Here is a 13,247-nt window from a genome sequence, read left to right as displayed (position 1 = left end):
CAATATGAATCCGCAGCAGCGTGAAGGCATCGTCTCTGTCGACGGCGCCGTGCTGCTGCTCGCCGGTGCCGGCTCCGGCAAAACCCGCGTCATCACGCATCGCATCGCGTACCTCATCCAGGAACGTGGCGTGAATCCCGACTCGATCCTCGCCGTCACCTTTACCAACAAGGCCGCGAAGGAGATGCAGGAGCGCGTCGAAAAGATCCTTGGCCACAGCACGCTGGCCAAGCCCACGCTCGCTACCTTCCACAGCTTCTGCGTGCGCGTGCTGAGGCGCGACATCGAAGCCCTCCGCGTCGGCAACGTAGGTCTCACCCGCAGCTTCGCCATCTACGACGAGAACGATCAGCAGGCCGTCGTCAAGATGGCCCTCAAGCGCCTCGGCATCGACGACAAGTCACTCAAGCCGCGCGTGGTCCTCGGCCGCATCTCCTGGGCGAAGAACCACATGATCGACCCGCAGGAGTACTTCCTCGCCTCTTCCAATCCCATGGAAGAGAAGATCGCGCACATCTTCGAGATCTATCGCAAGGAACTCGCCAAGAACAACGCGCTCGACTTCGATGACCTGCTCCTCGAAACCGTGCGCCTGCTCAAGAGCTCCGCCGAAGTCCGCGAGCGTTACAACCGCAAGTACCGCTATCTCCTCATCGACGAGTACCAGGACACCAACCGCCCGCAGTATGAGCTGATGAAGCTCCTCGGCAAGCATGGCAACGTCTGCGTCGTCGGCGATGAAGACCAGTCCATCTACAGCTGGCGTGGCGCGGACATCAAGAACATCCTCGACTTCGAGAAGGACTTCTCCGACGCGAAGACCATTCGCCTCGAGCAGAACTACCGCTCCACGCAGGTCATCCTGGAAGGCGCCAGCGCCGTCGTCGCGCAGAACACGCAGCGCAAGGGCAAGAACCTCTTCACCGAGCGCGAGGGCGGCTCGCTCATCGGCTACTACGAAGCCCCCGACGGCGAGAACGAAGCCCTCTTCATCGCTGACCGCATCGCCAAGTACTTCCGCGACGTCACCGCCGGCACCGAACAGCCCTCCGAGACGCCGCGCTGCGCTGTGCTCTATCGCACCAACTCGCAGTCACGCCTCATCGAAGAAGCGCTGCGCCGCTACCAGATCAAGTACCACATGGTCGGCGGCTTCAGCTTCTACGAACGCGCCGAGGTCAAGGACATGCTCTGCTACCTCAAGCTGGTGCAGAACCCGCATGACTCCATCGCCTTCCAGCGCGTCGTGAACTCGCCGCCGCGCGGCATCGGCAAGACGACGATGGACACACTGGAACGCATCGCGCTGACCTCCGGCAAGAGCACCTGGGACGCCATCAAGGTCGCCAACGCGGACAAGCTGCTGCCAGCCCGCGCCCTCACCGCCCTCGTCAACTTCAAGCGACTCATCGACGACGCCCGCGCCATGATGGGGCCCGACTTCCTCGGCGCCCTCACCGCAAGTGCGGAAGGACATGAAGGAGCGAGTGATGAGCTCCGAGTTTCGAACTCCGGGTTTGACCCGCAACTCGGAGCTGACAACTCACAACTCGATCCCGATTCTTTCGTCCCAGAAGCCGACGACGCCTCCACCAACTTCGACTTCGGCTTTGGCTTCGAAGCCCCGGACGCTCCCGCACCCGCCAGCGTCACCGCCAACGACGCCAACTCCGACTTCGATACCAGCTTCAACTTCGGCTTCGACTTTGGCCCCAGCGAAGAGATCTCCACCATCGCCCCCGAGAATTCGGGTGCCCCGGGTCCGGATTCTCGGACCCGGGAAAGCGCCGCGACCACCTTCAATCCCTTCGCCCCGAAGAAGCTCTCCCCCAAGGAAGAGGCCGACGAGCGCGCGAAGAACAAGGCGAAGCTCGCAGCCATCGTCGCCGCACAGGGCGGTGCGCACGAGGACGCCAACGTCGAGGACGCCCGCGCCTTCCGCGCCCCCGGCGATCCCGCCACCCTGCCCGAGCTCATCAAGTTCCTCAACGACCGCTCCGGCTACATCCGCGCCCTCGAAGATGAAGCCACGCCCGAGGCCATCTCCCGCATCGAGAACCTGAAGGAACTCGCCAACGCCGCGCAGGACGCAACCTCACGCGGCGAAACGCTCGCAGAGTTTCTCGACCACGCAGCCCTCGTCTCCGACGCCGATCAATACTCGGCCGAAGCCCGCGTCACGCTGATGACCCTCCACGCCGCCAAGGGCCTCGAGTTCCCGCTCGTCTTCCTCTGCGGCATGGAAGAGGGCCTCTTCCCGCACTCCCGCACCCTGCAGGACCCCACGCAGATGGAGGAAGAACGCCGCCTCTGCTACGTCGGCATGACCCGCGCGATGGACACGCTGCTCATCACCCGCGCGCGCTACCGCCGCCGCTACGGCAATGACATGCCGGAGAGCTCCATGCCCTCCCGCTTCCTCGAAGAGATTCCCTCCCGCCTCGTCGAAGACCTCTCGCCCAGGAGCTACGGCTTCGCCCACGGTGACGCCTACGCCACGCCCTACCCCCAGCGGGGCGGCCGGAAGGGAGGCGACGACTACTCCAACGACTCCGGCTACAGCTATGAAGACGAAAGCCAGGAACCCGGAGCCAGCCGTCAGGCCCAGGGCTACGCTTCGCAGCGCTTCGGCGGGGCCGGCAGGGCCTCCGGCGGCGACCGCACCGCCGGCTTCTTCGGCAAGGGTGGCGGCTCCAGTTCAGACTCCTCAACGGGTTACAAGCCCGGCGGACAGCGCTTCCCGGCCCGCCCCAAACTCGACATTCCCAACCCCACCGGCAAGACCGGCATCGGCAAAGGCGTCCGCGTCCGTCACCCCAAATACGGCGAAGGCATCATCTTTGCCCGCGAAGGGGATGGGGACGACGCAAAGGTTACAGTACAATTCAATAGTCACGGTGTGAAAAAGCTGGTCGAGAAGTTCGCCCAGCTCGAGCGCCTGTAGCCTTCCCTTCATGCCAACGCACAGACGGCAGGGCACGGCTTCAGCCGTGCCATCGGAGCTGGCTACGATCCGGCTTCAGCCGCTGAGGGACGATTCCTCTGTACGGCACAAATTTAGACAATTTAGCAATTTTAGACAGAGAGAAGACTCCATCATGCCTAACACCAAGACCCTCGAAAAGACTGAGCGCAAGGCTGCCAAGCGCAAGGCCCGTGCAGCTGCTCCCGCCCTCGGCGAGCGCGATTACCCCCGTGGCAGCAAGAAGCAGAAGCTGAAGAAGCTGAGCCGCGGCCAGTCCAAGCGCTAGTTTCCCCGGCGAAGAGATGCCGGTGCTTCGGAACCTCATCGCCATCACCGTTCTCGTTGGGAGCTGCGCCTCGTGCGCAGCTCCCAATGTTTTTGCGGCGACTCCTCGCCGCTGGGCCCTCAAACTTCTGCTCCACGCCTGATGCTTAAGATCCTGCCCAAACTCCTCCTCGCACTGGCCCTCGCACCCGCACTCGCCGCACAGATCTCCTCCCACCAGCCCACAGATTCAACCGCGGCCACAGCCACCGCTCCTACCTCGAATGACGCCGCGCCCGCGCATCCCTTCCGGGAGGTCGACTGGCAAGCCATCGAGCTCGGCCCCGAGCGCGCGCTCTCCATGGAGCCCATTGACGTCGTCGGGCGACAGCTCGCCGCCCTGAGCCGGCTTCTGCAGGGCGAGCGCGAGGTACGTCGCCAGGCAACACACCGCCGACGTTCTGCCGAAGCAGCCAGCCCGGCATCGCCAGGTCCCTACCGCGCCATTCTTCTTCCAGCAGGCAAATCCGACCTCGTGGTCTCCACGGCCGCCCCGAACGGGGAAGATGGTCTCTGGTTCCTCGCCGACCTCAGCCCTCAGGCCCACATCATGGCCAAGGTCACTGCCTCCATCTTGTGGGTGCAGCCCGTCACGACCAACGGCCTCTACGACCTCGTCACGCTCCGCTTCGTACGCAAGGTGCCCACCCTCGCCTACCTGCGCTACAACGGGCGCGACTACGTGGATCTTGGCACCCATCCCCTGCTGCCCTGCCCGGTCATCCCGGGCCTATTCCATCCCGGACTTTGCCTGCCCAACGGCCGCGCCCTCCAGATCCCGCAGGAATCCGGTGCTCCCGTCAGGACCAGCGCCCAACCCGGGATGGGCATGATGCCTTTGCCCCGCTAGCTACCGCATCGGCGCGGTAGCCACGCCCACAAACGAGTCCGCCGTCCCGTAGTACATCCACCACCGCCCGCGGAACACCACCAGCCCCTCCGCAAAGGTCGTTCCCGCCGCATACTGCCCGCTGCGCTCGAACGGCAGCTCCGGCCGGAACACCGGGTCCTCGGTCCGCGCCAGCATCTTCGCGGGGTCGTCCGCCGCAAACAGCGCTTCCTCGACGCTGTACGCCCCCGCCGCCAGCCGGGCATCCCCGCCCGCACCCTCCGCGTTCTTGGCGTTGTACAGAAGCACAATCCCCCGCCCCGTCCGCACCGGCGGCGGCCCCGTCTCCGGAAACCCGCTGTCCGCCTTCCCTTGCCGCGCCCGCAGCAGCACCTTCGTCTTCCCCGGCGACTCCTCCACCGGCGTCCAGTGCACCAGGTCATCCGACCACGCCAGCCCCACCTCAATCTCGCCCCAGTACATCCAGTAGTGCCCATGGATCTTCGCGGCCACCAGCTTCGCGGCCGCGCCGGAACCACGGACCTCCGTCACCACCCCCGCCGACTTGTACTTCAGCTCGTCGTACCGCCCGCCCAGCGCCCGCGCAAACGCCGGCCCATGCTTCGTCCAGTGCTCCAGGTCATCGCTCGTCGCCACCCCGATCGAATAGCTCCCCCGCTCCCGCGACCATTGCGTGTACATCATCACGTAGCCGCCGCCGGGCGACTCCACCACCCGCGGATCCTCCACCCCACCCGGAGACTCCCGGCTGCGCTGCGCATCATCAGCCGGATAGAACACCGGCTGCGGCCGCTGCACAAAGTGCACGCCATCCTCGCTCACCGCCAGCCCCAGCCGCGACACATGCCCGCCAATCGCCATCGCGCCCGAATCATCCTCCGCGCGATACAGCACCCACACCTTGCCCCCGCGCACCACCGCCGCCGGGTTGAACGTATGCAGCGCCTCCCAGTGCACCTGCGCGTGGGTCAAAGGGTCAACAAACACCGCCGCCGCATCCGGCCGGATCACGGGCGCCGTAGCCGCCCGCGTCCACGGCGCGATAGCCCAGCTCGCGGCCGGCGCCCAGCCCTGCGCAGGCTTCTCCTCCTGCGCCAAGGCCGCGCCCCAGGACATCCCCACCCCAACCGCCGCCGCCAACACGCCGCACCGAATCATCCGCATCGCGCAACAGGCTACGCGCCCCACGCAGTCTCAGCAATCGCCCCGCGGCCCGCCACCGCGCCAAGGCCGTACAATCGTTGCAATTCCGCTAAATTTTCTGCACCGGAGACCCCAGCCCTGCCCCGCCAGATCTTTGCCACCAAGTCGATCGACAAGCTCATCAGCGATAGCGAGGTGCCAGAGACCGCGCTGACCAAGTCGCTCGGCCCCGTCTCCCTGACCGCGCTCGGCATCGGCGCCGTCATCGGCTCGGGCATCTTCACCGTCATCGGCACGGCCATCGGCGGAACCCAGTCCACCACCAGCAAGCTCTCCGAAGCCCCCATCCTCGACATCGTCGTCGGCGCGCTGCATCACGACCTCGCACACCTCGGCGGACGCCCCGGAGCAGGCCCCGCGCTTGCTCTCTCGATGATCCTCGTCGCGATCGTCTGCTGCTTCACCGGCCTCTGTTACGCCGAGCTCGCCAGCATGATCCCCATCGCCGGCTCCGCGTACACCTACACCTACGCCACCCTTGGCGAGCTCATCGCCTGGATCATCGGGTGGGACCTCATCCTCGAATACGCCTTCTCCAACATGAGCGTCTCGGTAGGCTTCGCCGCGCACGTCGTCGATCTGCTCGACTGGCTGGGCATTCATCTCTCGCCCAAGTGGCTCTCGCCCGCCTATCTCCCGCTCGGCCTGCAGGACCTCGCCGGCAACGACATCTACAAGCAGGGCTGGCACTTCGGCTTCAACATCCCGGCCTTCCTCATCGTCATCCTGCTCACCATGGTGCTGGTCCGCGGCATCCGCGAGTCGGCCCGCACCAACAACATCATGGTGCTCATCAAGCTGGTCGCGATCCTCGCCTTCGTCATCGTCGGCCTGCACTGGATCCACCCCACCAACTACACACCCTTCTCGCCCAACGGCTGGTCCGGCGTGCTCGCCGGTGGCAGCATCATCTTCTTCACCTACATCGGCTTCGACTCCGTCTCGACCGCCAGCGAAGAGTGCCGCGACGCACAGAAGACCGTCCCCACCGGCATCATCGCGACGCTCATCATCTGCACCATCCTCTACGTCGCTGTCGCGCTGGTGCTCACCGGCATCGTCCCCTGGAAGTCCGTCATCGGCGACGCTGCGCCTGTGGTCAACGCGCTCAAGCGCCTCACCATCCAGACCGGCTCGCCCACGCTGCACTGGACCCGCCTCGTCGTGCTCCTCGGCGCCATCATCGGCATGATCTCCTCGATCCTGGTCTTCCAGCTCGGCCAGGCCCGCGTCTGGTTCGCAATGTCCCGCGACAGGCTGCTGCCCGACGTCTTCTCCAAGGTCCACCCGAAGTTCCGCACACCGGCGTTTGCCACGTGGGTCGCAGGCATCCTCGTCGCCATCCCCGCAGGCCTCTTCGACGTAGGAACCCTCGCCGAGCTCTCCAACATCGGCACCCTCTTCGCCTTCGTCCTCGTGAGCATCGGCGTGCTGGTCCTCCGCAAACGCCAGCCCGAACGCCACCGCGGCTTCCGCGTCCCCTGGGGCCCGGTCTTCCCCGTCCTCAGCGTGATCTTCTGCGTCCTCCTCATGGCCGGCCTCCCCGCCAGAACCTGGGAACGCTTCTTCATCTGGCTGGTGATCGGCCTCGTCGTCTACGTCTTCTACTCAAGGAAGCGCAGCGAGTTCTACAAGGGGTAACTGACGATGACCCGCAAACAAGCTCCGCTGCTAGTTGCTCTGGCCGCCCTTGTCTGTTTAGCCGTTTTTGCGTACTTGCGCTTGGAAGATACCTTCGCTGCTAACGGCCTACCCTCTGGAGAACAGAAAATGTCGCTGCTCAACAGGCTCCTCCAACCGTGGAAGCGCAAAGGCTACGAGAAACTCGACACCTACGACTCTTCGAAGCCGTACGAGGGCGATCTAGCGGTACTCGCGCAACTGAAGGCGCGTGGTGCGAACCTCACTCGTGAGCGGCACATCGTTCACTATCTCTACTTCGCAACGGTGGCCGGGCGCGCTGAAGCCGCCGCCCAACTCAAAACCCATCACTACGAAACCCGTGTGGGAGACACAACAGCCGAAGGCGATCACCCGTACATGCTCGTCGCCGAGCGCACCGGCCTCGTAAACGAGACGGAGATTACCCGCGAGCGCCGCCTGCTTTCTTCCATCGCGGAAGCCAACGGTGGCGACTACGACGGCTGGGAAGCCGCACTGGACTAGCTCCCCACGCATCAGCACGAACGCCACGTCCCGAACCGCCCCTACCGCTGAAACATCCGCGGATCGAACCGGAACGGCTCCGCCCCAAGCACCTTCAACTTCCCAAACTCCGCGTGCTCCGGATTCAGCAGGACGTTCCACTCGACAGCGACGACCGCCGAGGGGACCAGCATGACGGCCGACTCCCCCGCCGCGAGAAAGGCATCGCCCAGCAGCCGTGTGGCCTCGACCTCCTCGCGCCACGATAGAGGCACCGCCTGGCGGATGGCTCCCTGCATCCGGGCACCCTCTTTCGCCGAGACCGGAAACTCCGCCTGGACCGCGACAAGGTCGTCCGGCGCACTGCGATCGACGAGGTGCACAAACATCTCCAGCGCCGCCAGCGACAGGTGCTCGGAGGCATAGGCCATCGCCATGCCCCTCGAATTCCACCTCCCGCCGAAGAGCCGCGCGCCCTCCCCGGAGAAGGCATGAGCCGCATGCTTCGCCTGCACGATGCGCCAGAACCGCACGAGAGCAAATCTCCTGTAGGTGTACCGCGAAACCAAGATCCTTATGTACGTTTTTTCTCAAGAAAAACGTTGCCGCACTCCCGTTTCCACTTCACAGCGACAGGAGATTTGCTTCAGCTGTACACGCCCCACTCAATGCGGCCGAGCACATCCGTCACCCACTGCGCTCCCAGGTCCGTATCCAGCAACTCCAGCGGCGTGTGGTCGGCCAGCGCCAGGACCGGGCTCTGCATCCACCGTGCGGCCTTCTCCGATGCGCCCAGTACGTCTTCAGCCCGCGCGAACACCCGCGCCACCCGCATCGTGCGGTCGCTCTCCTCCAGCGTCAGCCTGGCGTTGGCGGCGATCCGCCGGCTCAGGGTCCGATCACTGATCCCAACCACCTTCGCCAGCGTCTTGAGGTCCACTCCCAGCTTCTGCGCCAGCTGCGGCAGCGTCGCGACCGGTATCCCTTCGCGCGTCACCACGCGCAGGTCCATGTCCGACTTCACCGTCCGCTTGAGCGTCTTCCGCCCACCCAGCACCGTCGCTATCGCCGCAGCCGTCATACGCCAATTGTCCGCTTCCATCCGCCAAATGGCAATCGCAGAAGAGCGTATCGTGAGATCAGCATGTCCGTCTTCCTCACCGCCGAGTGGCGCAAGCTCATGATGGTCCAGTACGCCATCGACCCCGGCATCCTCGCGCCCTACCTGCCCCATGGCGTCGAGCTCGACCTCTTCCGCGACAGCGCAAACCCGGCAGAGCCCGCCAGGTGCTTCGTCTCCCTCGTCGGCTTCCTCTTCGACCGCGTCCGCGTCAAGGGCATCGCCTTCCCGCTCCACACGCGCTTTCCCGAGGTCAACCTCCGCTTCTACGTCAAGCGCACCGAGACGCTGCCCTCAGGTCAAATCGAGCTCCGCCGCGGCGTCGTCTTCGTCAATGAGTTCGTCCCCACCCGCAACCTCGCCGTCGCCGTCATCGCCAAACAGCTCTACGAAGAGCCCTACCGCGCCCTCCCCATGCGCCGCAACATCAGCTCCACAGCCGAATCCCTCGACGTCAGCTATGGCTGGCGAACCGGCCGCCGCTGGCACACCATGTTCGCCGCAGCTGATCCAACCCCACACCCCATCGCCCCCGCCAGCGTCGAGGAGTTCATCACCGAGCACTACTGGGGCTACACCAGGCGCACCACCCGCAAGCCCGCCGGGCGAACCTCCGCCTACCAGGTCGAACACCCCCGCTGGCAGGTCTACCCCATCCACGACTGGAAGCTCGACCTCGACTACGCCAGGATGTACGGCCCTCAGTGGGAGTTCCTCACCGACACCTGGGCCGACAACGTCCTCCTCGCCGAAGGCTCCGCCGTAAAGATCTACACCGGCAGCGACCTGCCTCTTTCAGCTGCATAGGTACCGCATTGAGCGGACGCAGCGCGATAATGCTCGCATGACCACCGCCGCAGAGTGGAAGCTCAGAATTGAAGAAGCCTGCGCCGAACCGGATCCCGCTCGCTGCAACGAGCGCATCACCCTCCTCCATTTCTCACTCTCGGAAGCCTTGGCTGACGCGCTCGGAAGCGATGCCGGCCCCAACTTCCACTCGTGGGCCGTATGGGGATCGCGCAAGGCTGGCGTCACCATCCGGCAGGAAGACCTCGGCGATGCCATCCGCAACGCTACCATCACAGCCGGTCTCTGCGGTCTTGCCCTCGGGCTCGCCACCGGCTTTGTGTGTGGCCGGCTCCTGCACTGGCATTCCGGGCTGGCAAATGGCGCTCTCGGGGCTCTGCTGGGAAGCTTTTTAGGTGGTGCCACAGGCCGCCAGATCGCGATCTGGAGCCGCGCCAAGGCCGCCCGGCTCGTCCTCGAAGGCAATCGAACCGTACTGGAGGACATCGGCGAGCAGAGCGCACGGTTCCTGGACCTCCTGCAAAGCGGCGCGTCCTCGGCCGACCGCGAGGGCTTCTTCGCAGGCCTTCGTGCGGGCCCGTCGGAACGTAGCGGACAGGACCGCCTTGCCACAGCCTTCCAGAACTATCTCGAGGCCTTCGACACTCAGGATCCCGCCTTGAAGCGCGAAGCGATGATCACCGGAAACAGCGCCATCGTCTTCCACGAACACATCCGCCTCGAACCATATATCCGGGGTGCGATGCCCTTCATCGTTCGCCGGTGCGCCACCCAGCGCATGATGACCTATGAGATCGGCGATACGGTCCTGACTGTGGGTGAAGACGTCCCGGGGATCGCAACCCCAACAGCCGCAAATGATTGGACAAAGATCGAAGAGCGCATGCGCTACGTCTTCGCGCTCTTCCGGAAGTATCACGACGCACCCGGCGTCCTCCTGGCGCCGTTTCCGGATCGTTAGCCCAACGCCACAATCTGAGTCCCCACGACTCACATCCCGCGACTTTCCCTCCCCTGCCGCGTCCAATACAGTGAAGTCTGAGAGGATTTAGGGTAGCTCCCATGCAGATCATCGACGCCCGCCAGGGCATTCAAGTTCTCGACACCCGCTCGCCGGCCAGCCTGCTCTCCAAGGTCCTCTGGATCACCACGGTCGGCTTCGTCTTCACGGCCGTGGGCACGTACCTCGCGCCGCCCTCGCTGGGCATCGGCATCATGGCCATCTTCCTGGTCAACATGGCGATGATCTTCGCCATCAGCTACGCCGCCCGCCGGTCCAACGCCCTCGCGCTCACGCTCTTCTACGCCTTCACCCTGCTCATGGGCGTCCAGATCAGCCCCATCGTGAACGGCTACCTGCACACGCCCAACGGCCCCACCATCGTCTTCAACGCTGCGGCCACCACCGCGCTCGGCATGGGCATCATGGCGGTCGTCGCGCAGTTCGCGACCTTCAACTACATGAAGGTCGGCCGCATCGCCTTCTTCGCGCTCATCGGCCTCGTGCTCATCGGCCTGCTCGGGATGTTCGTGCACTTCGTCTCGCCGGGCCTCTACGCCTGGGCCACGCTGGGCATCTTCAGCGTCCTCCTGCTGGTGGACTTCATGCGCCTCAAAGACCGCGGCCAGGACTTCGGCCCCGTCCAGATGGCCCTCTCCATCTACCTCGACGCGCTGAACATCTTCATCGCCCTGCTCCAGATCTTCGGAGGCGGCAACAGCGATCGCCGCCGCGGCGGCGGCTGGAGCTAACGCCTGGCTACCATCGGGTGCCCCGGGTCCGGATCTTCGGACCCGGGCTTCGTTTAAGCCGCATCTCGATTCCTCGCACAACTCCTTCGAGGGACACACAGACCCAGCAACGGGTCTTAGCCTCGAACCCAAGCGCCTCGACCAATCCCTAATCCCTGTTCCCTAACCCCTCATCCGTCTGCGCTACACTGCAGCCTTCATTTCAACCGGAGAGAACACCGTTATGCCGCTACCGCAGGATGAACGCATCGTCGCCCTCGCCAATGACCTTCTCGCACAGTTCGAGCAGCTCTTCGGCGCGCATCCCGGGCACCGCCCGGCCCACGCCAAGGGCATCCTGCTCAAGGGCACCTTCACGCCCAGTGCCGAGGCGCCTTCGCTCTCCAGCGCCGCGCACCTGAGCCGCCCCTCCGTGCCCGTCTTCGCGCGCTTCTCCAACTCCACCGGCGTCCCCGTCATCCCCGACAGCGATCCCAACGCCAACCCCCGCGGCCTCGCCATCCGCTTCTATCTCGCCGAGCACTCCCACACCGACATCGTCGCCCACTCCACCGACGGCTTCCCCACGCGCGACGGCTACGAGTTCCTCGAGCTCCTCAAGGCCATCGCCGCCAGCGGCCCGGACACGGCCTCGCCCAAGCCCGTCGAGCTCTTCCTCGGCTCGCATCCCACCGCGCTGGCCTTCGTACAGGCGCCCAAGCCCTTCCCCGTCTCCCTCGCCACCGACACCTACTTCGGCGTCACCGCCTTCGAGTTCACCAACGCCGACGGCAAGGTCACCTTCGGCCGCTACCGCATCGTGCCCGAGGCCGGCAACCAATTCCTCACCGGCGAGCAGGCTGCCGCCCTCGCCCCCAACGCGCACTACGATGAGCTGCCGCAGCGCCTCGCCGCCGGCCCTGTGCGCTTCCACATCCTCGTCCAGCTCGCCGAAGCAGGCGACGTGACGGACGACGCCACCCAGCACTGGCCCGAGTCCCGCACCCTGCTCCCGCTCGGCACCCTCGAACTCACCGGGGTCGTCCCCGACAACCCCGCCGAGCAGCAGAAGATCATCTTCGATCCCATCCCCCGCATCGAAGGCATCGCGCCCTCCGCCGACCCGCTCCTCGAACTCCGCGCCGCCGCCTACCTCCTCAGCGGCCGCAAGCGCAGAACCGCGCCGCCAACGGCGTAAGCGTTTTTAGTCTCGCGCCCTCATGTGTTCGCGGGAATCCGGTGCCCCAGCTACTTCCTCTCGCCCAGGAATCTTGCGGTGAGGATGGCTACCCGTTCGCCCAGGAGCTCGCCGGTGCGCAGATCGCCGGCGGGCGGGGCGAGGTCGGCGACGAGCATCACGCTGGACTGGGCCATCGCTCCCATGAAGCTGCCGAGGCGGTTGATCGTCTCCGCGCCCGGGCCGTTGAGGTCGTCGGAGGCGGGCGGGTGCAGGCCGAGGCTGATCCAGATCATGCCGTGCTGCATGGCGGCGAGCATGATGGTCGTGAGCGTGTTGAGCTTGTCGCCGGAGAGGTTGCCGGAGTTGGTGAAGCCGGCGGCGAACTTGTCCTTCCAGGCGTGGCGGACCCAGCGCTGCGAGGTGGCGTCGAGGAAGGCTTTGAAGGGCGCAGAGACGCCGCCCATGTACGTGGGAGCGCCGAAGATGATGGCATCGGAAGCATCGAGAAGCGCCCAGCGCGCCTGGCTGGCGGGGCCGGGTTCGTCCGAGTTGAAGGCCTCGACAGGGAGCAGGACGGCCTGACCGCCGGCAGCGAGGACGCCGCGCTCGACGGCTTCGGCGAGCTTGCGGGTGTGGCCTGCCCCGCTGTGATAGACGATTGCGATACGCGCCATGAGATGGTCCAGGAGCCCTTCTCGCCTGCGCGGGCGTGCCTTGCGCTGGGCGGGACGTGAGAGGCAATACGGATCAGGGGACGACAGAGCATTTTCCCTGTCGATGGGCCCCGAATAGCGGTGTGCGGTGGCGTTTTCATTGGGGAAAACGCCCATGAACAATCGAGGAGCTGGAGTCAACCTGCAGGGAAATGCTCAGGCCCCTACTGTACGCTGCGTAGTTTGTCGGCCTGCGACGCCGTTGCGAT

General features: G+C 65.3%; 13 protein-coding genes. 9 read left to right on the top strand and 4 right to left on the bottom strand.

Translation table 11 applies throughout. From position 1 onward, the window contains the following. Positions 1-4: 4 nt before the first annotated feature. The 3 genes from C4S68_RS18295 (at position 5) to C4S68_RS18290 (ending at position 4,139) form a co-directional block, all read left to right on the top strand. Positions 5-2,944, top strand: a complete 2,940-nt coding sequence (locus C4S68_RS18295; RefSeq protein WP_103934564.1) for an ATP-dependent helicase — start codon at positions 5-7, stop codon at positions 2,942-2,944. Positions 2,945-3,098: 154 nt separating this feature from the next. Next, on the top strand, positions 3,099-3,251 hold the full coding sequence (locus C4S68_RS23420; RefSeq protein ID WP_200821589.1) for a hypothetical protein: 153 nt from the start codon (positions 3,099-3,101) through the stop codon (positions 3,249-3,251). A 141-nt stretch (positions 3,252-3,392) separates the two neighbouring features. Continuing rightward, positions 3,393-4,139: a hypothetical protein gene (locus tag C4S68_RS18290; RefSeq protein WP_103934563.1), complete on the top strand. Its 747-nt coding sequence runs from the start codon at positions 3,393-3,395 to the stop codon at positions 4,137-4,139. Here the strand turns inward: C4S68_RS18290 and C4S68_RS18285 are convergent, their stop codons facing one another. Next, a complete protein-coding gene (locus C4S68_RS18285; protein ID WP_235011696.1) occupies positions 4,140-5,303 on the bottom strand; it encodes a glycoside hydrolase family 130 protein in 1,164 nt (387 codons plus the stop codon). Positions 5,304-5,477: 174 nt separating this feature from the next. On the opposite strand from C4S68_RS18285, the gene C4S68_RS18280 reads away from it, so the two are divergent. Together C4S68_RS18280 and C4S68_RS18275 are read left to right on the top strand one after the other, a co-directional pair. After that, positions 5,478-6,983 carry an amino acid permease gene (locus tag C4S68_RS18280; RefSeq protein WP_235011695.1) on the top strand — a complete coding sequence of 502 codons (1,506 nt, stop codon included), beginning with the start codon at positions 5,478-5,480 and terminating at the stop codon, positions 6,981-6,983. A gap of 129 nt (positions 6,984-7,112) precedes the next feature. Continuing rightward, the gene (locus C4S68_RS18275; RefSeq protein ID WP_160115227.1) at positions 7,113-7,508 is read left to right on the top strand and encodes a ribonuclease E inhibitor RraB; all 396 of its coding nucleotides are present in this window, start codon (positions 7,113-7,115) and stop codon (positions 7,506-7,508) included. Positions 7,509-7,549: 41 nt separating this feature from the next. Here the strand turns inward: C4S68_RS18275 and C4S68_RS18270 are convergent, their stop codons facing one another. Continuing rightward, positions 7,550-8,020 (bottom strand): RES family NAD+ phosphorylase, encoded by a 471-nt coding sequence (locus tag C4S68_RS18270; RefSeq protein WP_103934561.1) that lies wholly within the window; start codon positions 8,018-8,020, stop codon positions 7,550-7,552. 113 nt (positions 8,021-8,133) lie between these two features. Next, a complete protein-coding gene (gene parS / locus C4S68_RS18265) occupies positions 8,134-8,568 on the bottom strand; it encodes a type II RES/Xre toxin-antitoxin system antitoxin (RefSeq protein ID WP_160115226.1) in 435 nt (144 codons plus the stop codon). Between the two features lie 63 nt (positions 8,569-8,631). Between parS and C4S68_RS18260 the strand changes: the two genes are divergently transcribed. From C4S68_RS18260 to C4S68_RS18245, 4 genes are all read left to right on the top strand, one after another. Next, positions 8,632-9,414 (top strand): YqjF family protein, encoded by a 783-nt coding sequence (locus tag C4S68_RS18260; RefSeq protein ID WP_103934820.1) that lies wholly within the window; start codon positions 8,632-8,634, stop codon positions 9,412-9,414. 37 nt (positions 9,415-9,451) lie between these two features. Further along, entirely contained in the window at positions 9,452-10,375 is a 924-nt protein-coding gene (locus C4S68_RS18255) for a hypothetical protein (RefSeq protein ID WP_103934560.1), read from the top strand. A gap of 101 nt (positions 10,376-10,476) precedes the next feature. After that, positions 10,477-11,166: a Bax inhibitor-1/YccA family protein gene (locus C4S68_RS18250; protein ID WP_103934559.1), complete on the top strand. Its 690-nt coding sequence runs from the start codon at positions 10,477-10,479 to the stop codon at positions 11,164-11,166. 223 nt (positions 11,167-11,389) lie between these two features. Next, positions 11,390-12,343, top strand: coding sequence for a catalase family peroxidase (locus tag C4S68_RS18245; protein ID WP_103934558.1), 954 nt, complete (start codon positions 11,390-11,392; stop codon positions 12,341-12,343). 50 nt (positions 12,344-12,393) lie between these two features. On the opposite strand, the gene C4S68_RS18240 is transcribed toward C4S68_RS18245, so the two are convergent. Then, on the bottom strand, positions 12,394-12,999 hold the full coding sequence (locus C4S68_RS18240; protein ID WP_103934557.1) for a flavodoxin family protein: 606 nt from the start codon (positions 12,997-12,999) through the stop codon (positions 12,394-12,396). Positions 13,000-13,247: the final 248 nt, after the last annotated feature.

Source organism: Bryocella elongata (genome assembly GCF_900108185.1).
Classification (GTDB): Bacteria; Acidobacteriota; Terriglobia; order Terriglobales; family Acidobacteriaceae; genus Granulicella; species Granulicella elongata.
This window is presented reverse-complemented; position numbering and strand designations above follow the sequence as displayed.

Excerpts from the sequence above, each read along its gene's own strand:
- C4S68_RS18245 (WP_103934558.1), top strand. The coding sequence starts at position 11,390 with ATGCCGCTACCGCAGGATGAACGCATCGTCGCCCTCGCCAATGACCTT.
- C4S68_RS18285 (WP_235011696.1), bottom strand. The coding sequence starts at position 5,303 with ATGCGGATGATTCGGTGCGGCGTGTTGGCGGCGGCGGTTGGGGTGGGG.
- C4S68_RS23420 (WP_200821589.1), top strand. The coding sequence starts at position 3,099 with ATGCCTAACACCAAGACCCTCGAAAAGACTGAGCGCAAGGCTGCCAAG.
- C4S68_RS18260 (WP_103934820.1), top strand. The coding sequence starts at position 8,632 with ATGTCCGTCTTCCTCACCGCCGAGTGGCGCAAGCTCATGATGGTCCAG.
- C4S68_RS18240 (WP_103934557.1), bottom strand. The coding sequence starts at position 12,999 with ATGGCGCGTATCGCAATCGTCTATCACAGCGGGGCAGGCCACACCCGC.
- C4S68_RS18255 (WP_103934560.1), top strand. The coding sequence starts at position 9,452 with ATGACCACCGCCGCAGAGTGGAAGCTCAGAATTGAAGAAGCCTGCGCC.
- parS (WP_160115226.1), bottom strand. The coding sequence starts at position 8,568 with ATGACGGCTGCGGCGATAGCGACGGTGCTGGGTGGGCGGAAGACGCTC.
- C4S68_RS18290 (WP_103934563.1), top strand. The coding sequence starts at position 3,393 with ATGCTTAAGATCCTGCCCAAACTCCTCCTCGCACTGGCCCTCGCACCC.
- C4S68_RS18295 (WP_103934564.1), top strand. The coding sequence starts at position 5 with ATGAATCCGCAGCAGCGTGAAGGCATCGTCTCTGTCGACGGCGCCGTG.
- C4S68_RS18250 (WP_103934559.1), top strand. The coding sequence starts at position 10,477 with ATGCAGATCATCGACGCCCGCCAGGGCATTCAAGTTCTCGACACCCGC.
- C4S68_RS18275 (WP_160115227.1), top strand. The coding sequence starts at position 7,113 with ATGTCGCTGCTCAACAGGCTCCTCCAACCGTGGAAGCGCAAAGGCTAC.